Raw genomic sequence first — 17,987 nt, 5'->3', positions numbered from 1 at the left:
GGGATGCGGGCGCGGAACGGGCGCTCGTCATTTTACGTCGTTCCGCCCCTGGAGTTCGCACATGCAATAGCCTGCTGGTGTGGCGGGACGGGCTGTTCCGCCGCACCAGCAGCTGTCCCCCCGGCTGTGCACGTCCCCCCACCCCTCTCCCCCCAAGAGGTTCCCTTGAAGCTGCCTTCGTTCCGCCTGCCCTCCTCCACCCTGCCCGCCGCCGTCCTGGCCGGCGTGCTGATGACCGGGACGGTGGCCGCCACGGCGGCGCCGGCCCATGCCTCGACGACCAACACCACCTACACCGCCGCCGGGATCTCCTCCCAGTACCACCTCTACGACGCCGGTATCGACCGCTCCCGGGCCGTGGGCGCCGTCTTCTACTTCGACGGCGACGGCCAGTACTACGCGCAGCGTCCGACCACGACCATGCTCCGGACCATGGCCGCCCGCGCCGCCGCGAAGAACATGGTCCTCGTCGTCCCCGTCGCCCCGGCGAACCGGTCCTGGACCGTCAACAGCGAAGCGGCCGGGGACTGGTTCCGGGCCCTGGCCGGCAAGGTCGTCGCCGAGCAGCGCATCGACCCCACCCGCATCCACCTGGCCGGCTACTCCGGTGGCGCGGAGTTCATCTCCACCGAGGTGCTCTCCGACCGCGCGGGCTGGATCCGCGGCGGCGGGGCCACGCTGATCGGCGGCGGCGGGGTGTACTCCCGCGGCCTCGAGACCGCCCCCGACGCCGCGCTCAAGGCGACCGACCCGACCTGGTACGTCGGCTCCCTGGACGGCTACGGCGCCACCCAGCCCTCCACCTGGTCGGCCCTGGAGGCCGCCGGGAAGGGCGCGGACGCGTACCGGTCGGCCGGCTTCGCCAAGGCCGACCGGGTGGTGCTGCCCGGGCTGCACCACACCAACTACAACCTGCCGGGCCTGGTCGGCGACGACGTCGACCGCCTCTACTCGACCATCGGCACCGCCGGGCCCTCCGTCCCGGGGACGAGCGAGCTCAACGGCTTCGAGCTCAAGGGCGCCATCGGGACCCGGTGGCGGGCCCTGGGCGGGACCTCCTGGGGCACCCCGGTCAGCGCCGAGCACGCCTCCGCGCACTCCTCCGTGTACCAGCGATTCCTGGGCGCGGGCGGCCGCGAGAAGGCCATCTACTGGTCCGGGGCCACCGGCGCCCGGACGGTCGACTACGGCGGGGCCATCGGCCGCAAGTTCGAGGCCGCGGGCTTCGCCGCCGGCTACGGGGTGCCGTCCTCCGACGAGGCGCGCACGGCCGACGGCGGCGCGTACCAGCTGTTCGACGCCGCCGGGAAGCGCACCAAGCTCGTGTGGTCCTCCGCGACGGGAGCACGGGCGGTCAAGGAGTACGGGGCCATCGGCAAGCGGTGGGCGGCTCTCGGCCACGAGCGGGGCCTGGGCTATCCGACCTCCGACGAGTACCGCACGTCGACCGGGATGGCGCAGAACTTCACCGGCGGCCGGATCGAGTGGAACTCGTCCACCCGGGCCGTGCGCGTGGTCCGCGCCTGACCCGGGGCCGCGCGGGGCGCCCCCGGGCCGGCCCGCGCGGCCCTCGCACGCCGGCCCGGGAGCGCCCCTAGAATGAACGCATGATCTTCAAGGCCGTGGGCGACTCGCGCCCGTACCCGGATCACGGCCTCGTCTCGCCCTCGGACTGGTCCGACATCGCACCTCGTCAGGTGCGCCTGGACCAGTTGATCACCACGAAGACGACCCTGGACCTGGCGACGCTGCTCGACGCGGACTCCACGTTCTACGGCGACCTCTTCCCGCACGTGGTCCGCTGGGACGGGCTGCTCTACCTCGAGGACGGGCTGCACCGGGCGCTGCGCACCGCCCTGCACCACCGCACCGTGCTGCACGCCCGCGTGCTGGAGCTCGGGCCCGGGAGCGGCCCGCGGGCGGTGCGCAGGGCGCAGGAGGTCAGGACGCCGCGCTGAGCGGGGGCCTCTCCGGAGTCAGCCGCACGGGGCGGCCGTCGGCGTCGAACTGCGCGCCCAGACCCTGCTGGATGAAGCGGACCGTCGAACGGATGTGCCGCTCCCGCGCCGCGCGGTCCTGGTCGGAGTTCTGGCCCCGGTCCGCGGCGGTGGTCAGCGAGCCGTGGACGAGCGAGGCGAGCTCCGGGATGTCCCCCTCGGGCAGGTAGCCCTGGTCGATCGCGTCCCGCAGGATCGCGGCCAGCAGCCCCTGCAGCTCACCCACGTGCTCGCCCAGCTTCTGGTAGTCCTCGGGGGACAGGACCGTGCGCATGGTCGGCCCCGGGGGCAGGTGCCGACGGGCGAGGTCCTCGATCTGCGCCCGGATGTAGACGGCGAGCCGGTCGACCGGGTTGGCGACGCCCTCCAGGTCCCGGCGGAGGTCGGTCATGAAGCGCTCGGTCTCGTCCAGGGCGTAGGCCACGAGCAGCTCGCCCATGTCGGCGAAGTAGTTGTAGACGGCGGTGCGGCCCACCCCGGCGTTCCTGGCCACGTGGGTCATCGTCAGCCCGGTCAGGCCCTGCTGGTACAGCAGCTGGCCGAAGGAGTCGAGGATCGCTCGCTTGGTGTTCTCGCGCTGCGCGGCGTTGGTGGCCGCTGAAATACGAGGCATGATGACACCTTATCTCTGCATGTCATCAAAGTATGCACACTTCAATGATCCTTGGTGACGGTATGTCTGACTATGACACCACCGTTCGCCCCGTTTCGGCTCTCTCCGCACGAACGTCTGGGGAAACGTCCAGGAAACCGTCGGTCCGGGCCCGAGGGACGACCACCGGCGAAGCCGCGACGCGCACCGTGGCCGGCGACGGAGCTCGTCGCCGGCCACGGCTCGGTGCGGTGGGACGCGCTCGGGCGGGCAGGGTCACTGCTCGGCGGCCGAACCGCCCTGCCAGAGGGAGTCGAAGGGCGCACGCGAGCTCAGACGCTGCCGGATGCCGGCGGAGACGAAGGCCTTGGCGGTGCGGGCGGCCTCGAGCGGGGCAGCGCCCTTGGCGAGCTCGGCGGCGACGGCGGCCGCGAGGGTGCAGCCGGCGCCGGCCACGGGGACCTCGCCGACCTTGGGGTCGGACAGGATCTCGAGGGTCGTCCCGTCGTAGAAGACGTCCACGGCGTCGGGGCCGGCCAGGCGCACCCCGCCCTTCGCGAGCACCACGGCCCCCGAGGTCTCGTGGATCCGCCGGGCGGCCTCCTCGAGGTGGTCGACGGTGCTGATCTCCTCCATCCCGGACAGGGAGAGCGCCTCGAAGTGGTTGGGGGTCACGAACGTGGCCAGCGGCAGGATCCTCGCCTTGAGCGCCTCGTCGGTGTCCAGGGCGGCCCCGGGCTCCTGGCCCTTGCAGATCAGCACCGGGTCCAGGACGAGGTGCTCCGGCCGCAGGGCGGTCAGCGCCTCGGCGGTCGTCGCGATGGTCTCCGGGCTGCCGAGCATGCCGATCTTGACGGCGTCCAGCGCGTGGGCCGCCGTGATCGCCTCCAGCTGCTCCCGCAGCACGTCCTGGGGAACGGGGAACAGGCGGTGGCCCCAGTCCGCGTTCGGGTCGAAGGAGACGATGCAGGTCAGCGCGAGCGAGCCGAAGACGCCGAGCTCCTGGAAGGTCTTGAGGTCCGCCTGGGCGCCGGCGCCGCCGGTGGCCTCGGAGCCGGCGATGGTCAGGGCCACGGGAGGCTGGGCGGTGCTCGCGGCGTCGGGGACGGGTGCGGTCGTGGTGTCGGTCATGGGAGCCATTGTGCGCCCCGCGCCGCGTCCCCGGCCAACCGCGCGGCCGGGTCCCGGCGCTAGACTGTCGGACGGCCTCCGGCCGCCACGACGTCCCCGCTCGGGGTTCCGCGGCGGCGGGAGGAGGGCTCCCGGGTGGCAGCCGGGCGTCCCGCACCCGTTCTGCAGACCGCACAGACCGCGGCACCGGCCCGGCTCCTCCCGGGCCGGTGCCGCGGTCCGACAGATTGGTGACCCACCGTGTCCTCCTCCGCAGGCCCTGCTCCCGCCGGCTTCGCCCACCGTCCGCGCACGTACTTCGACCTGATCGTGGCGGCCTACTGCGTGGTCCTCGTGCTCTCCAACGTCGCCGCGACCAAGGGGGTCGCCTTCGGCCCCGTCCTCACCGACGGGGGCTTCTTCCTGTTCCCGCTCGCGTACGTGCTGGGCGACGTCGTCGCGGAGGTCTACGGCTTCCGTGCCGCCCGGCGGGCCATCGTCACGTCCTTCGCGGCGGGCCTGTTCTCCTCGGTGGTGTTCTGGCTCGTCATCGCCCTGCCCCCGGCCGCGTTCTACGAGGGCCAGGAGGCCTTCGAGTCCGTCCTGGGCCCCGTTCCGCTCATCGTGGCGGGCTCCCTGCTGGGCTACCTCGCGGGGCAGCTGCTCAACGCCTTCGTCATGGTGCGGATCAAGGCCCGCACGCGGGAGCGCCACCTGTGGGCCCGGCTCATCGGCTCGACCCTGGTCGGCGAGCTCGTGGACACCGTCGTCTTCTGCACGGTGGCGGCGCCGATCATCGGGATCAGCACGCTCCCGGACTTCCTGAACTACGTGGTCGTCGGCTACGCCTACAAGGTGCTGGTCGAGGTCCTCGTCATGCCCCTGACCTACGCGGCGATCGGCTGGCTCAAGCGGCGCGAGCCGACCTACGGGACAGCCGTGTCCCCGGCGGGGGACGCCGTGGCCGTTCGCTGAGCGCGACCGGCCCGGGCGCTGCCGCTCCGGCGGCTCAGAAGCCGAGGTAGGCCAGCTGCGCCCCCACCGAGCTCCGGGCGGCCGGCAGCACGTGCGCGGGGACGTCGGCGTAGATGCGTGCGGTGATCGCCTCGAGGCTGGCGCCGCGGCCGAGGTCCCGCAGGGCCTCACGCACCTCGGCCAGGCGCTCCATCCGGTGCTCGAGCAGCTCCTCGCACACCGCCTCGGCGTCCTCGCGCACGTCCCCGTGCGCGGGCAGCACGAGGGCGCCGCCCAGCACCGCCAGGCGCTGCAGGGAGCGCAGGTAGTCGCCGAGGCTCCCGTCCGGGTGGTCGAGCATCGTGGTCCCGCGCCCCAGGACCGTGTCCCCGGTGAGCACCGACCCCGGGCCCGCGGCCGGCGCGGCGGACCGGCCGGGCCCCGGCGTGCCGGCCGGGGTGTCCTCGGGCAGGTGGAAGCTCACGGAGTCGGAGGTGTGCCCCGGGGTGTGCAGGACCCGGATCCGGCACCCGGCGGCCTCGATGGTCTCGCGGTCGGCCAGCGGGGGCGCGTCCCGGCAGAACTCGGGCCGGAAGGCGCGCACGGGTGCTCCGGTGAGGGCGTGGAAGTCCGCGACGCCCTCCGTGTGGTCCGCGTGCCGGTGGGTGACGAGCGTGAGGACCGTGCGTCCGGCCGCGGCCAGCACGGCGAGGTGCCCGCGGTCGGCCGGTCCGGGGTCCACGACGACGACGTCCTCCTGTCCCGGCGCCCCGATCACCCACGAATTGGTGCCCTCCAGGGTCATCGGGCCCGGGTTGGGGGCGGTCTGCCGCCGGGTGAGGGTGGTGGTGCGGATGCCGGTGTCCTCGGTCATGCGGTGCTCCTGTGTCGGGCGGCTGGTGGGGTGCGGGTCTGGGGGCGAGCGGCTGGGGGAGGCCGGCCGGGGGGAGGGCGACCGGTGCGGGCGAGCGACGCAGTGGCGTGAGGGGGTGTGCGGTGGTCGCCGGCGGGGCGGGGCCCTCCGGATGCGGCGGGTCCGGCGGCGCGGCTCACCCCCGGTCGAGCAGCGCCTCGAGCTTGGCGAAGGAGCTGCGCCACCCGGCCGCCGCGCCCGCGTGCACCACGGCGGGCAACGGCCCCTGCGTGAGCACGAGCAGGGTGCCCCCGTCCCCGGTGGCGAGGAACTCCGTGCGCACCAGCACGTGCTGGTCCAGCGGCCGGCCGTCCGGGCCGGGCAGCGCCTCGCGGCCCTCGAGCAGCGCGTCCTGCTCGACCCGCAGATAGGTGGCGTGCACCGGGGCGACCTGGGCGGGGTCGGCGTCGCTGACCATGCGGAAGCGCTGCCGTCCGCCGGGCCGGACCTCGAGCAGCACCGACTCCCGGGGCACGCTCCAGCCCTCCGGGCCGAACCACGCGGCGAGCCGGTCCGGGTCGGTGAACGCCGCGAAGACCGCCGCCGGCGGGTGGGGCAGGTCGTGGGAGACGGAGAGGACCTCTGCGGGGTCCAGATCGGTGATGTCCATGCCGTCCATTGTCCCCGGGCGGTCTCGGTCCCGGGAACGGCGGTCGGTACAGTGGCGCTCGTGAGCACCGAACCTGCGCGGGACCCGGAGGCGGGGAAGGGCGGTTCCCGTCCGGTCTGGGTGACCGTGCTCAAGGCCGGCGTCCTGCTGCTGCTGCTGGCCGCGGCGGTGTGGTACCTCATCAGCCACGAGCTGCCCACGGTGGAGCAGATCCGCGGGTTCGTCGAGGGCTTCGGGGCCTGGGGCCCGCTCGTGTTCGCGGTGGTGTTCATGCTCGTGGCGGCCACGCCCGTGCCGGTGACGATCATGGCGGTGTCCGGGGGGTTCCTCTTCGGGATGGCCCAGGGCAGCGTGGTGGGCGTGGTGGCCACCACGGCCGGGGCCTGGCTCGGGTACTGGCTCGCCCGCTTCCTCGGCCGCGACGCCCTGTACCGCCTCGCGGGTCCCCGGATGGGGACCGTGGAGCGCAAGCTCGACGGCAAGGGCTTCCTCACGGTGCTCGTCCTGCGCCCGGTCCTGCCGAACTGGACCCTCAGCTACGGGTCGGGGCTCGTCCGCATCCCGCAGCGGGACTACCTGGCGGCGACCCTGCTGGGCGGGATGCCGGGGCAGATCAGCTTCGCCGCCCTGGGGGCCTTCACCTCCCGGCCGTCGTGGCCGGCGCTGGCCGCCGTCGCCGCCTCCTGGGCGCTCGTGGTGGTGGTCGGGGTGTTCTCCTGGCGCCGGTCCCGGCACGACGCGCAGCCCGGCGGCACGGCCGAGCCCGGCGACGCCGCGGACCAGGCGGGGGCCGGCGGTCCGGCCTGATCCCGCCCCGATGCCGCGGCGGGTGCCGTGAACGACGTCGTCCGGCCCTCCTGAGGAGGGCCGGACGACGTCGTTCGGCGGTCGTGTCCGCGAGTGTGGGCAGGCCCGAGGCGGTCCCGGACCGGGTCAGTGCTGGGAGGACTCCGGGTGGACGGCGGTGGAGCCGCTCGCCTCCGCGCCGAGCAGGTGGAGCTTGCCGCTCTTGCGGTCGGCCAGGTACTCCTTCATCTCGCGCTTGATCACGGGCAGCAGCATGTAGACGCCCAGGAGGTTCACGAAGCCGCAGACGAACAGGGCCGCGTCCGCGAACGCGATGACCTCGCTGAAGGTCAGCACGCACCCGGCGATCGTGAAGAACAGGTAGATGCCGCGGAAGATGTTGTCGCTGAGCCGGCTGCGGCCGAAGAGGAACTCCCAGGCCTTGAGACCGTAGTAGAACCAGGTGATCAGCGTCGAGAACGCGAACAGGACCACTGCGATGGCCAGGACGACCGGGAACCAGGGGATCACTGTGGCGAACGCGTCCGAGGTGAGGATGACGCCGTCGGGAGCGCCTCCCCCAGCCTGCACCTGGTCGATGCCGGCCTGCAGGCTCGGGGCGCCGGCGATGATGATCGCCAGGGCGGTCATGGTGCAGATGATCACGGTGTCCACGAAGGGCTCGAACATCGCCACGAAGCCCTCGCTCACCGGGCGGCGGGTCTTCACGGCCGAGTGCGCGATGGGGGCCGAGCCGAGGCCGGCCTCGTTGGAGAAGGCCGCGCGCTGGAAGCCCACGATCATGACGCCCAGAACGCCGCCGGCCATGCCCTCGGGGGAGAAGGCACCGTCGATGATGGCGCCGAAGGCCGCCGGGACGTTGGGGAGATTGGCGAGGATGACCACGAGGCAGGCGGTGATGTAGACGGCGGCCATGGCCGGCACCAGCCGGCTGGTGGTCGCACCGATGGACTTGATGCCGCCGATGATGACCAGGCCGACGAGGACCGCCAGGATGATGCCGAAGATCAGGGCCGCGCCGGCGCTGCCGAGGAAGCCGTCGGGGCCGCCGGTGACGTTCTGCACCTGGGCGAAGGTCTGGTTGGCCTGGAACATGTTGCCGCCGGCCGCGCCGAAGAGGAGGATCGCGATGGCGAAGATTCCGGTGAAGATCTTGGCGACGACGCTGCCGAACCTGCCGTAGGCCACGAGCAGGTACCGGAAGGGCCCGCCGCTGACGGTGCCGTCCTCGTGGACCTCGCGGTACTTCACGCCCAGGGTGCACTCGGCGAACTTGGTGGCCATGCCGAGCAGGCCGGCGCAGATCATCCAGAAGGTGGCGCCGGGTCCGCCGAGGGCCATCGCCGCGCCGACGCCGGCGATGTTGCCCAGTCCCACGGTGCCGGACAGCGCGGAGGTCAGCGCCTGGAAGTGGGGGACCTCACCGGGGTCGTCCTTCGAGGAGAACTTGCCCCGCACCACGTCCCAGGAGACCTTGAGCCCGCGGAACTGGATGAACCCGAAGTAGATGGTGAAGATGACGCCGGCCGCGATGAGCCACGCGACCACGAAAGGAAAGCTGATCTCCCCGATCGTGATGGGGTAGAAGACGATGGTCGAGAAGACTTCGGTGATGGGAGCGAACGCCGCATTGATTGCGCGGTCGATCTCGGCCAGCCAGCCGACTTCCTCCGTCACCGTGGACATGGGTACCGCCTGAAGAATCTCCATCCACTAACTACACCCCCTGGACCGTCCGTTGGCAACAGAAACACGTGTCCCCCGATGTAAATACTTGACGCACCGGTAGAAACGGCTCCGCGCGGCGGAGTGCAGGGGGTGGGATCCCGGTGACGGCGCGGGCGCACCGTCACCGGCGGAGGCGGCTCAGCGGGTGGCGGAGGCGCTGCGGAGGTGCTGCGGGGAGGTCATGGCGCACACCCGCAGGCCGCGGGCGAGGTCGCTGCCCGCGTGACGGACGGTCTCGCCGAGCGAGGTGGAGCGGGCCGGGGCGGCGGCGCGGCCGATCGCGGTGAAGAGGACGGCGGGGAGGCCGAAGACGAGGAGGAGAGCCACGGGAGCATCCAGCTTTCTGTACGGAGCGAAGGAGACCTGCGACACAGTCGTCGCAGTTGACATCTAAAGTCTAACGGGGACATATTGAACCATCCAGCCCGATACAGCCTGATGGAGGAACTATTCGTTGCGTCTTGACGAGATCGACCAGCAGATCATTGCGTCACTGATCCAGGACAGCCGCCGGAGCTACGCCGCCATCGGCAAACGGGTGGGTCTGTCCGCCCCGGCGGTGAAGCGGCGGGTCGACGCCCTGCAGCAGACGGGGGCCGTCAAGCGCTTCACCGCGGAGATCGACCAGTCGGTCCTGGGCTGGAACATCGAGGCCTTCGTGGAGCTGCACTGCGACGGCGGGCTGTCCCCGTCGATGATGCGGACCATGGCGGCGGAGATCCCCGAGGTGACGGACGCCTACACGGTGACGGGGGAGGCCGACGGCATCTTCCTCATCCGGGCGCAGAACACCTCGCACCTGGAGGACGTCATGGTGCGGATCCGGGAGTGGAAGGGCATCAACCACACGCGCAGCTCCGTCATCCTGTCGCATCTCTGACCGCGGCGGCGGGGCTCTGGGATACTGGAGGCCCAGCACGGCCGGCACGGCAGGGCGGCCGGCGCAGCAGCGGAGGGGGCAGCATGGCCGACGAACCGGACGCCGTGATCGTGGTGGGCGTCGACGGGTCCGAGCAGTCCGTGGAGGCGTTGCGCTGGGCGGCGCGCCTCGCACCCGTGTACGGGGCGCGGATCCGGGCGGTGGGGGCCTGGGAGAATCCCCCCGAGTACGTCGGGTTCGTCCACTTCAAGGACGACCACTTCGACGAGCTCGCCCGGAAGCACGTGGACGAGGCGGTGCAGAAGGCCTTCGGGGCCGACCTGCCGGCCGGGCTGAGCACGGTCGTGGAGTTCGGCCACCCGCCCAAGGTGCTGATCCGGCACAGCGAGGACGCCGCGATGCTCGTGGTGGGCCGCCGGGGGCACGGCGGCTTCCGGGGGCTGCTGATGGGCTCGGTCAGCTCGGCCTGCGTCGCGCACGCCCGGTGCCCGGTCCTGGTGCTGCCCGGGCGCACCGAGGAGCGCACGGAGCAGCGCACGGAGCGCGTCGAGGAGACCGAGCGCGCGGACTGAGCCCGTGCCCGGCCGGCGGGACGGTCATGGTCCCGCATCTTCGCCCGTCCGCACCTGCCCTCTGTGATACTGAGCGCACCATCGTGATCGCGAGAGCAAAGGATTGGGCATGGAACAGGGAACTTCAGCCGTCGTCGTCGGGGTCGACGGATCCGAGCAGTCCGTGGAGGCGCTGCGCTGGGCGGCCCGGATCGCCCCGGCTCTCGGCGCGTCCATCAAGGTGGTCGGCGCCTGGGACTACCCGCCCGAGTACGCCGGCTACGTACCCCTCGGCAGCGACAACTTCGACGAGGTCACCCGGAAGCGGGTGGACAAGGCGATCCATCAGGCCTTCGGCGAGGACGTCCCGGAGGGACTGACCACCACCGTGGAGTTCGGCCACCCGTCGAAGGTGCTGGTGCGCGAGAGCGAGGACGCCTCGATGCTCGTGGTGGGGCGGCGGGGCCACGGCGGGTTCCGGGGCCTGCTGCTGGGCTCGGTCAGCGCCGCGTGCGTCTCCCACGCCTCCTGCCCCGTGCTCGTGATCCACGAGGACGGCGCCGCGACGACGAGCTAGCCAGAGTCGGACAGCGTGTGGTGCGCGGCCCGGCGCGCAGCGGGCCCGGCCGCGGAGCCCCGTTGGGCGGACGCCGGGGCGCGGGGCGCTCAGCCCCGGTGCGCGTAGTACCGGCCCAGGACCTCGTCCCGGTACTCGACGTAGGTGCCGTCGGCCATCGCCTGCCGTGCGCCGTCGACCATGCGCACGACGAACCGCTCGTTGTGGATCGAGGCGAGCGTCGCGGAGAGCCGCTCCTTGGCCTTGAACAGGTGGTGCAGGTACGCCCGGGTGTAGTGCGTGCACGTGTAGCAGTCGCAGCCCTCCTGGACGGGGGAGAAGTCCGTGCGGAAGCGGGCGTTGCTCACGGTGAAGCGGCCGTCCGGGCCGTACACGGCCCCCGTGCGGGCCACCCGGGTGGGCGAGACGCAGTCGAAGGTGTCCACGCCGTTCTCCAGGGCGGTGAAGATGTCGTCCGGCTCGGAGATCCCCAGCAGGTGCCGCGGCCGGTCCTCTGGCAGCTCCTCGCTGCACCAGCGCACGATCGTGCCGAGGTTCTCCTTCTCCAGCGCCCCGCCGATCCCGAAGCCGTCGAAGTCCATCGCTCCGAGGTCCCGGCACGCCTTCCGGCGCAGGTCCTCGTACTGGGCGCCCTGGATCACCCCGAACAGCGCCTGGTACGGCCTGTCGGCGCGCTCCTCGGTGAGCCGGGCGTGCTCGGCCACGCAGCGCCGGGCCCACCGCCGGGTCCGCTCGAGGGACGTCTCCTGGTAGCCCCGGGAGTTGTGCAGCGTGGTCAGCTCGTCGAACGCGAACATGATGTCCGCCCCCAGCCGGTGCTGGACCTGCATCGAGATCTCCGGGGTGAAGCGGTGCACGTCGCCGTTGATGTGGGAGGTGAACGTGACCCCGTCGTCGTCGACGCGGGCCATGCGCTCCTTGCCGGTCACGACGTCGTCGTCGCCCGCCGCCGAGGACGCGGCCGTGGACATGTCGATGACCTTCTTGAAGCCCGAGCCCAGGGACATGACCTGGAACCCCCCGGAGTCCGTGAAGGTGGGCCCGTCCCAGTTCATGAACGCGCCGAGCCCGCCCGCCGCGTCGAGCACCTCTGCCCCGGGCTGGAGGTAGAGGTGGTAGGCGTTGGCGAGCAGGGCCTGGGCGCCGAGCTCCGCCATGGACTCCGGCAGCACCGCCTTGACCGTGGCGGCGGTGCCGACGGGCACGAACGCGGGGGTCCGGATCTGCCCGTGCGGGGTGCTGATCGTGCCGGTGCGGCCCAGGAACGGGCCGCCGTCGGCGGCCACGCGCGATCCGGTGGCCCGGGTCGTCTCCTCGAGCCGGTGCTCGACCTCGAAGCCGAAGGCTGCGCGTCCGGCGGAGGAGGGAGGGGCGGAGGGGGAGGAGGGAGCTGGTGTGGGCACCGGTCCATTGTGCGCCACGGCCCGTCCGCGTGCGATTCCACGGGCCCCGCCCGGACGGGGCGGCCGCCCGCCCTGCACCGTGGAGGAGCGGGGCCTCAGCGGCCCCAGCCCGCGTGCGCGACGGCCTGGCGCACGAGGTCTCCCCGGCCCCCGGCGAACTCCGCCTGCACCTCGGGGCTGAGCGCCTCCTCGGGGCTCATCCAGGACAGCTGCAGGGCGTCCTGGCGGGGGCTGCACTCGCCGCGCACGGGCACGATGTAGCTCAGCGCCACGGCGTGCTGACGGTCGTCGGTCAGCCCGGTCTCGGAGGGGGAGGGGAAGAACTCGGCCACCGCGAACGGGGTCGTGGACACCGGCAGCTGCGGAAAGGCCATGGTGCCCAGGTCCTTCTCGAGGTGGCGCAGCAGGGCCGCCCGGATGGTCTCCCGGTACAGCACCCGGCCGGAGACGAAGGTGTACATCATCTCCCCCTCGGGGGTGGCCTGCAGCAGCAGCCCGATCTCGGAGAGGTAGCCCAGCGGGTCGAGCCGGACCGGCAGCGCCTGCACGTACACCATCGGCAGACGGCGCCGTGCTTCCTGCAGGTCGTCCTCGTTGAGCCAACCGGGGTTCGGATCGGGGGTGCGGAGGAAGTTCATACTGCTGTTCTATCCCATGACCCCTGGCGCGGCCACGATCCTCCCCGACCCGGGACGCCGGTTCAGCGCTCAGCGGAGCCGCCGGCCCCCGTCCCCGCTCACGGGCGCTCCAGCCGGGCGGCGGCCTCCAGCACCGTCCACGCCTGGACCTGGGTGGACAGCTCCACCGGGGCGCCGGGGCGCTGCGCCTGCTCGGCGGGCCGCGCCGGGTCGGGGGAGAAGATCGCCACCGCCCCGCCCGTCCGGGCCGACGGCGCGCCCCCGCGCCCGGGGACCGTGGCGGGGTCGGCCTCGCGCCGGCCGGCCCACAGGGCGTCGGCGGTGCCCGTCACCAGCTCGGCCGCGGCGCGCCGCGCGGGCTCGGCCAGGTCCGGGTGCAGGGCCGCCTGGGCGAGGTAGCGGGCCAGGATCCCGCTGAACAGCCCGCCGTCCCCGCCGCCGTGCGTGGTGAGGACCCGCCGCCCCGGCACCGTCCGGCCGTAGGCCTCCGCGGCGCCCGCCACCACGTCGGCCGCCGTGCCCAGCAGGCGCGCCCGGTCGTCCGCGCCCGTGCCGGGGGCGTCCGCGAGCTCGAGCAGCGCCCCGAGCACGGGCCCGGAGTTGTAGCTGAACAGCCGCTCGTCCCGCCGCGTGACCTCGCTGCCGGATCCGGCGGCGACCAGGACCAGCCCGTCGTGGAAGACCTTCCGCCCGGGGTCCCACAGGTTCTCCTGCAGCCAGCCCAGCACCGCGCGGGCCTGGTCGGTGCGGTGCGTGCGCACGAAGGCCAGGGCCGCAGGGGCTGAGGACGCGGTGTTCTTCACGTCGTGACGGGTGTTCCAGAAGACCCCGCCGCCCAGGTCCGCCGTGTGCCCCCGCTCGATCCGGGCGAGCAGGGCCCGGCCCGCGTCCAGGCACGCCACGTCCGCCCGCCCGGTGAGCTCGCGGTCCAGCGCGGCGAGCCGGCCCACGGCCAGCAGCAGCCAGGCCATGTCGTCGTAGTAGGAGTTCTGGGTGACCCGTCCACCGCTGCGCAGGGTGATCCCGCGCAGCAGCCGGTGCGCCTCCCGGCGGATCCCCTCCGCGCGGGCGGGCTCGTCCCGGTGCCGCAGCGCGGCGTCCACCAGGGCGTCGAGCAGGTGGGCCTGCCACCAGTAGTGCCACGGGGCCGTGCGGGACCGGGGCCGCGGGTGCCCCGGTGCGCCCAGCAGGGTGCCCGGCACGCCCAGGGCGCGCCCGGCGAAGAGCTCACGGACCGACCGCGCCGCGGTGTCGGCGCGCTCCGGGGCGCTGGCGGTCCGGTCGGTGGCCGGGCCGGCGACCGGGCCGGCGGTCGACGCGGAGGAGAGCGGGTGGGGCGCGGGACTCGCGCCGGCGGGGCTGGGCATGGCGGCTCCTGGTGCTGGCGGGGGGAGGATGCTGCTCCGAGCCTATGCGCTCGTCGCGGGGTGCGGGCCGGAGCGGCCCCGGGCGGGGCCGAGGAACAGCCGCCGGTGGACCGTCTCGACGGGCCCCCGCAGGCCGCGCCGCTCGAGCAGGACGGCGCCGAGCAGGGTGGCCAGCCACACCGCGGTGCCCAGCAGCAGCGCGGCGGTGGGGGTCAGGGCGCGGCCGAGGCCCAGCGCGAACGGCGGCATCAGGACCGTGAAGAGCACGGACTGGGCGATGTAGCCGCTCATCGACCGGCGCCCCAGTGCCTGCAGCGACCACAGCGCGGGGTGCTCCCGCGCCCGGAGGGGAGTGCCCGGGGACCGGCGCTGGGCCCGCGCGCAGACCAGGGCCACCACGAGCGCGTAGCCGATGCCCTGCGCGGCCCCGGTCAGGGCGTCCAGCCCGGTGAGCAGGGACCCTGCGGTGGTGGAAGGCTCGAGCATGTCCGTGGTCAGCAGGCCCGTGCCGAAGCCGGTGAGCAGCCCCGCGCCGATGCAGGCCACCGCGGTGACCAGCAGCCGCCCGCGGCGGGGCCCGGGGTCCTCCAGCACCCGGTAGCGGCTGAGCGCCAGGCCGAGCAGCAGCATGGGCAGCAGCCCCAGCAGCTGGAGCGGGGCGAAGGCCACCACTCCCGCGCCCTCGGCCAGCACGAGGGCGAGGTGCTCCTGCGCGGAGTCCGTGACGAGGCTGGGGAAGGGCGCGGTGCCGGGGGCCCGCACGGCCCAGCTCGCCGCGCCGTAGAGGACCATCAGCACGGAGCCCAGGCCGGCCAGGACGAGCAGGGTGGCCGTGCCCTCCGCGATCAGCAGGGTCAGGAACAGGCCCCCGAAGGCGTAGGCCGTGATGATGTCCCCGGGGAAGAGCAGGCACGCGTGCAGGGCCCCGATGAGCAGCAGCCACCCGTAGCGCCGGACCAGCAGCTGCCGGGCGCGCGGCAGCGGGGTGCCGCACGCGGCCTCCCGGGCGGCGATCTGGCCCACGCCGTAGCCGACCAGGAAGGAGAACAGGGGGAAGCCGCGGCCGTCCACGAGCATGGACATGGCGGTGTTGACCACGTCGTCCGCCGTCCACCCGGCCGTGCCCGCCCCGGCGCCCAGGGTCCGGTCGCGCGGGCCGTCCGTGGGCCCGGGCGCCCAGATCCACGCGGTGACGTTGGCGACGGCGATGACCCAGAGCATCAGCCCGCGGGCCACGTCCGGGGCGGGCACCCGGGCGGACGCCGGCGCGGTGCGCGGCGCGCTCACGCGGGGGTCCCGCTGCGCAGGGCACGCCGGCTCTCGAGCACGAGCGGGCGCCCCGTCATCGGGTGGGTCAGGCCGATCCGCCGGGCCAGCAGCTGCAGCGGCCGGGCGGGGTCCTCGCTGCCGGCCGGCCGCACCCGCGGGTAGAGGGGGTCGTTCCGGACCGGGACGCCCAGCCCGGCCAGGTGCACCCGGATCTGGTGGGTGCGCCCGGTCTCGGGCCGCAGCCGGTAGCGCGCCCACTCGCCCTCGGCGTCCGAGAACGGGGGGCCCGCCCGGTCGACGACGGTGCGCGCGTTGGCCGGTCCCGGCACCTCCCGCGCCTGCAGGCACGTGCGGTCCTTGACGATGCGGGACTCCACGACGCGCGGCAGCCCGAGCCCGGGCCGGTGCACGGCGACCGCCTCGTACTCCTTGGCCACCGCCCGGTCCTGGAAGAGGGTCTGGAACCGGCCGCGGGTCGCGGGATCCCGGGAGAGCAGCAGCACCCCGGCCGTGCCGCGGTCCAGCCGGTGCAGCGGGGAGAGCCGGTCCTCGCCGCGGGCGCGGCGCAGCTTCACGAGCGCGCTCTGGGCCACGAACCCGCCGCGCGGAGTGGTGGGCAGACCGTGCGGCTTGTCGACGGCCAGCAGCCACTCGTCCTCGAACAGCACCGGCAGGTCCCCGGGCAGCTCCGGTTCGGCCGGCAGGGCCCGGTGGTACCAGACCGACCCGCCGGGCACGTACGGGGCGTCGTGGGCGAGGGACCGCCCGGCGTCGTCGACGATCCCCCCAGACGCGAAGAGCTCCTCCAGCTCCGGGGCGGAGGCCGGGAACCGGTCCAGCAGCCAGCCCCGGACCGTGCTCCACCCGTCCTCCGCCGGCAGCCGGACCCGGACGGGGTCCACGCCGTCCCGCAGGGGCAGAGGGGCGGGGGCGGGCCGACGTCGTCGCATGGTTCCCGATCGTGCTCCCCGGGCGAGCCCTTGTCCACTCCCCGCCCCGCGTGCCTCCTGCGCGCAGGCCTGGGAGAATGGGCGCGGACACCCTCCCGCCACCGACCGGAACGAGACCCATGGCCAGCCACGAAGCCGTCCCCGGAGCCGTCCCCGGAGCCGTCGAGGAGGTCGTCCTGCTCGACGACGCCCACCGTCCCGTGGGCACCGCGCCCAAGGCGGAGGTGCACACCACGGACACCCCGCTGCACCTGGCGGTCTCGTGCTACGTCCTCGGCGACGACGGGCGGCTGCTGCTGACCCGCCGGGCCCTGGCCAAGAAGACCTGGCCCGGGGTGTGGACCAACAGCTTCTGCGGCCACCCGGCTCCCGGCGAGGACTTCGAGGAGGCCGTCGCCCGGCGGGCGGGCCAGGAGCTGGGCTTCGCGGTGACCGGGGTGACGGAGGTCCTGCCGGACTTCCGCTACCGGGCCGTGGACGCCTCCGGGATCGTGGAGAACGAGTTCTGCCCCGTCTACGTGGCGCGCGCCGCCGGGCAGCCGCAGCCGCTGCCGGCGGAGGTCGCGGAGGTCGCCTGGATCACCCCGGAGGAGCTCTTCGCCGCGGCCGAGGCCGCGCCGTTCCTGCTCAGCCCGTGGCTGCTGGAGCAGATCGCCGACGGCCGGCTGCGCCGGGCGCTCACCGGGCCGGCCGCCGCCCGCCCCTGACCGTCAGTCCATCCGCGCGGCGAGCTCGGCGGCCACCGCCTCGAGCGCCGCGCGGAGGGCCAGGATCGCCGGGCGCCGCACGCTCGAGCCGCGGATCGAGGTGAACACCGTCCGCCGCGGCCCGGAGGGCAGGTCGACCAGCCGGCAGGGCGAGTCGCCGCCCGCCCACATGAGGTCCGGCATGAGGGCCACGGCGTTGCCCGACTCCACGAGCCGGGTCTGGGCCTGCAGGTCCGCCGTGGAGAACCGGACGTCCGGCTCGAACCCCGCCCGCCGGCACAGCTGCTCGCCCCAGTGCCTCGACGCCGCTCCCCGGGGCTCCATGACCCACGGCATCCCGCCGGCGTCCTGCAGCGAGGCGATGGACGCGTGCTCCGCCCCGGGGGGAACGGCCAGGCGGATGGCATCCGTGATGAGCCGCCGCCGGTCCAGATCGGGGTGGTGGGCGGCGGCGTGGCTGGGGTACTGCTCCGCGACCACGAGGTCGAACTCGCGCGTCCAGGTCTCGTAGAGGGCGCGCTCCGGCTCCGCCTGCACCATCTCCACCCGCACCTCCGGGTGCTCGCGGCGCATCGTGCCCAGCACCTCCGGCAGCAGCGCCAGGGCGGCCGACTGGAACACGGCGACCCGCACCGTGCCCGTGACCGTGCTCAGCGACGCCGCCAGGTCCGACTCGGCCCGCTCCAGGACGTCCAGCAGCTCGGCGGTGCGCGCCACCAGGATCTCCGCCTGCGGGGTCAGCTGCACCCGCCGGCCGGCCTTGGAGAGCAGCTCCACCCCGGCCTCCTTCTCCAGGGCGGAGAGCTGCTGGGAGACCGCCGAGGGGCTGTAGCTCAGGGCCGCCGCCACCTCGGCCAGGGTGCCGCGCAGCGCCAGTTCGCGCAGCAGGCGCAGCTTGCGCACGTCGAGCACGGGAGCACCTCACAATCATCAC

The 17,987-nt window shown here is 73.8% G+C and carries 20 protein-coding genes; 8 read left to right on the top strand and 12 right to left on the bottom strand.

All coding sequences use genetic code 11. The features are described 5' to 3' along the window. The first annotated feature begins 165 nt into the window (after positions 1–165). A complete protein-coding gene (locus tag AYX06_RS07790; protein WP_062735286.1) occupies positions 166–1,527 on the top strand; it encodes a hypothetical protein in 1,362 nt (453 codons plus the stop codon). Between the two features lie 80 nt (positions 1,528–1,607). Then, the gene (locus AYX06_RS07785; RefSeq protein ID WP_062735285.1) at positions 1,608–1,958 is read left to right on the top strand and encodes a type II toxin-antitoxin system VapB family antitoxin; all 351 of its coding nucleotides are present in this window, start codon (positions 1,608–1,610) and stop codon (positions 1,956–1,958) included. Here AYX06_RS07785 and AYX06_RS07780 read toward each other — a convergent pair. Then, positions 1,942–2,610, bottom strand: coding sequence for a TetR/AcrR family transcriptional regulator (locus AYX06_RS07780; protein WP_062735284.1), 669 nt, complete (start codon positions 2,608–2,610; stop codon positions 1,942–1,944). The two genes, AYX06_RS07785 and AYX06_RS07780, sit on opposite strands and share 17 nt — an antisense overlap. Before the next feature lie 255 nt (positions 2,611–2,865). Further along, positions 2,866–3,720 (bottom strand): hydroxymethylpyrimidine/phosphomethylpyrimidine kinase, encoded by an 855-nt coding sequence (locus tag AYX06_RS07775; RefSeq protein ID WP_062735283.1) that lies wholly within the window; start codon positions 3,718–3,720, stop codon positions 2,866–2,868. A gap of 240 nt (positions 3,721–3,960) precedes the next feature. Between AYX06_RS07775 and AYX06_RS07770 the strand changes: the two genes are divergently transcribed. After that, on the top strand, positions 3,961–4,674 hold the full coding sequence (locus AYX06_RS07770) for a queuosine precursor transporter (protein WP_062735282.1): 714 nt from the start codon (positions 3,961–3,963) through the stop codon (positions 4,672–4,674). Between the two features lie 34 nt (positions 4,675–4,708). On the opposite strand, the gene AYX06_RS07765 is transcribed toward AYX06_RS07770, so the two are convergent. After that, entirely contained in the window at positions 4,709–5,527 is an 819-nt protein-coding gene (locus AYX06_RS07765) for an MBL fold metallo-hydrolase (protein WP_062735281.1), read from the bottom strand. A 175-nt stretch (positions 5,528–5,702) separates the two neighbouring features. After that, positions 5,703–6,176, bottom strand: coding sequence for an SRPBCC family protein (locus tag AYX06_RS07760; RefSeq protein ID WP_062735280.1), 474 nt, complete (start codon positions 6,174–6,176; stop codon positions 5,703–5,705). Positions 6,177–6,236: 60 nt separating this feature from the next. On the opposite strand from AYX06_RS07760, the gene AYX06_RS07755 reads away from it, so the two are divergent. Next, positions 6,237–6,983 (top strand): TVP38/TMEM64 family protein, encoded by a 747-nt coding sequence (locus AYX06_RS07755; RefSeq protein ID WP_147017383.1) that lies wholly within the window; start codon positions 6,237–6,239, stop codon positions 6,981–6,983. A 126-nt stretch (positions 6,984–7,109) separates the two neighbouring features. Here AYX06_RS07755 and AYX06_RS07750 read toward each other — a convergent pair whose 3' ends face one another. Beyond that, the gene (locus AYX06_RS07750) at positions 7,110–8,693 is read right to left on the bottom strand and encodes an alanine/glycine:cation symporter family protein (RefSeq protein ID WP_084271507.1); all 1,584 of its coding nucleotides are present in this window, start codon (positions 8,691–8,693) and stop codon (positions 7,110–7,112) included. Between the two features lie 156 nt (positions 8,694–8,849). Continuing rightward, the gene (locus tag AYX06_RS07745; RefSeq protein ID WP_062735277.1) at positions 8,850–9,038 is read right to left on the bottom strand and encodes a hypothetical protein; all 189 of its coding nucleotides are present in this window, start codon (positions 9,036–9,038) and stop codon (positions 8,850–8,852) included. Between the two features lie 127 nt (positions 9,039–9,165). Between AYX06_RS07745 and AYX06_RS07740 the strand changes: the two genes are divergently transcribed. From AYX06_RS07740 to AYX06_RS07730, 3 genes are all read left to right on the top strand, one after another. Beyond that, positions 9,166–9,591: an Lrp/AsnC family transcriptional regulator gene (locus AYX06_RS07740; protein ID WP_047804142.1), complete on the top strand. Its 426-nt coding sequence runs from the start codon at positions 9,166–9,168 to the stop codon at positions 9,589–9,591. Positions 9,592–9,674: 83 nt separating this feature from the next. Continuing rightward, positions 9,675–10,163, top strand: a complete 489-nt coding sequence (locus AYX06_RS07735) for a universal stress protein (RefSeq protein WP_062735276.1) — start codon at positions 9,675–9,677, stop codon at positions 10,161–10,163. Between the two features lie 109 nt (positions 10,164–10,272). Further along, the gene (locus AYX06_RS07730; RefSeq protein ID WP_062735275.1) at positions 10,273–10,719 is read left to right on the top strand and encodes a universal stress protein; all 447 of its coding nucleotides are present in this window, start codon (positions 10,273–10,275) and stop codon (positions 10,717–10,719) included. A gap of 89 nt (positions 10,720–10,808) precedes the next feature. Here the strand turns inward: AYX06_RS07730 and tgt are convergent, their stop codons facing one another. From tgt to AYX06_RS07705, 5 genes are all read right to left on the bottom strand, one after another. Beyond that, positions 10,809–12,122 (bottom strand): tRNA guanosine(34) transglycosylase Tgt, encoded by a 1,314-nt coding sequence (tgt, locus tag AYX06_RS07725; RefSeq protein WP_062735274.1) that lies wholly within the window; start codon positions 12,120–12,122, stop codon positions 10,809–10,811. A gap of 95 nt (positions 12,123–12,217) precedes the next feature. Continuing rightward, positions 12,218–12,760 carry an NUDIX hydrolase family protein gene (locus tag AYX06_RS07720; RefSeq protein ID WP_047804138.1) on the bottom strand — a complete coding sequence of 181 codons (543 nt, stop codon included), beginning with the start codon at positions 12,758–12,760 and terminating at the stop codon, positions 12,218–12,220. 98 nt (positions 12,761–12,858) lie between these two features. Beyond that, positions 12,859–14,127, bottom strand: a complete 1,269-nt coding sequence (locus tag AYX06_RS07715) for a glycoside hydrolase family 76 protein (RefSeq protein ID WP_084271506.1) — start codon at positions 14,125–14,127, stop codon at positions 12,859–12,861. Positions 14,128–14,169: 42 nt separating this feature from the next. Continuing rightward, entirely contained in the window at positions 14,170–15,414 is a 1,245-nt protein-coding gene (locus AYX06_RS07710) for a DUF418 domain-containing protein (protein WP_062735273.1), read from the bottom strand. After that, positions 15,411–16,346: a pseudouridine synthase gene (locus AYX06_RS07705; RefSeq protein ID WP_062735272.1), complete on the bottom strand. Its 936-nt coding sequence runs from the start codon at positions 16,344–16,346 to the stop codon at positions 15,411–15,413. Before AYX06_RS07705 ends, AYX06_RS07710 begins: the two co-directional genes overlap by 4 nt. A 119-nt stretch (positions 16,347–16,465) precedes the next feature. Between AYX06_RS07705 and idi the strand changes: the two genes are divergently transcribed. Then, entirely contained in the window at positions 16,466–17,053 is a 588-nt protein-coding gene (gene idi, locus AYX06_RS07700; protein WP_062735271.1) for an isopentenyl-diphosphate Delta-isomerase, read from the top strand. 3 nt (positions 17,054–17,056) lie between these two features. On the opposite strand, the gene AYX06_RS07695 is transcribed toward idi, so the two are convergent. After that, positions 17,057–17,965: a LysR substrate-binding domain-containing protein gene (locus tag AYX06_RS07695; protein WP_062735270.1), complete on the bottom strand. Its 909-nt coding sequence runs from the start codon at positions 17,963–17,965 to the stop codon at positions 17,057–17,059. Positions 17,966–17,987: the final 22 nt, after the last annotated feature.

It is taken from the genome of Kocuria turfanensis (assembly GCF_001580365.1).
Classification (GTDB): domain Bacteria; phylum Actinomycetota; class Actinomycetes; order Actinomycetales; family Micrococcaceae; genus Kocuria; species Kocuria turfanensis.
The sequence above is the reverse complement of the archived record's forward strand: the minus strand, read 5'-3'. Positions and strand labels throughout refer to the sequence as shown.

Excerpts from the sequence above, each read along its gene's own strand:
- AYX06_RS07715 (WP_084271506.1), bottom strand. The coding sequence starts at position 14,127 with ATGCCCAGCCCCGCCGGCGCGAGTCCCGCGCCCCACCCGCTCTCCTCC.
- AYX06_RS07720 (WP_047804138.1), bottom strand. The coding sequence starts at position 12,760 with ATGAACTTCCTCCGCACCCCCGATCCGAACCCCGGTTGGCTCAACGAG.
- AYX06_RS07730 (WP_062735275.1), top strand. The coding sequence starts at position 10,273 with ATGGAACAGGGAACTTCAGCCGTCGTCGTCGGGGTCGACGGATCCGAG.
- AYX06_RS07705 (WP_062735272.1), bottom strand. The coding sequence starts at position 16,346 with ATGCGACGACGTCGGCCCGCCCCCGCCCCTCTGCCCCTGCGGGACGGC.
- AYX06_RS07750 (WP_084271507.1), bottom strand. The coding sequence starts at position 8,693 with ATGGAGATTCTTCAGGCGGTACCCATGTCCACGGTGACGGAGGAAGTC.
- AYX06_RS07785 (WP_062735285.1), top strand. The coding sequence starts at position 1,608 with ATGATCTTCAAGGCCGTGGGCGACTCGCGCCCGTACCCGGATCACGGC.
- AYX06_RS07775 (WP_062735283.1), bottom strand. The coding sequence starts at position 3,720 with ATGACCGACACCACGACCGCACCCGTCCCCGACGCCGCGAGCACCGCC.
- AYX06_RS07780 (WP_062735284.1), bottom strand. The coding sequence starts at position 2,610 with ATGCCTCGTATTTCAGCGGCCACCAACGCCGCGCAGCGCGAGAACACC.
- idi (WP_062735271.1), top strand. The coding sequence starts at position 16,466 with ATGGCCAGCCACGAAGCCGTCCCCGGAGCCGTCCCCGGAGCCGTCGAG.
- AYX06_RS07735 (WP_062735276.1), top strand. The coding sequence starts at position 9,675 with ATGGCCGACGAACCGGACGCCGTGATCGTGGTGGGCGTCGACGGGTCC.
- AYX06_RS07765 (WP_062735281.1), bottom strand. The coding sequence starts at position 5,527 with ATGACCGAGGACACCGGCATCCGCACCACCACCCTCACCCGGCGGCAG.
- AYX06_RS07760 (WP_062735280.1), bottom strand. The coding sequence starts at position 6,176 with ATGGACATCACCGATCTGGACCCCGCAGAGGTCCTCTCCGTCTCCCAC.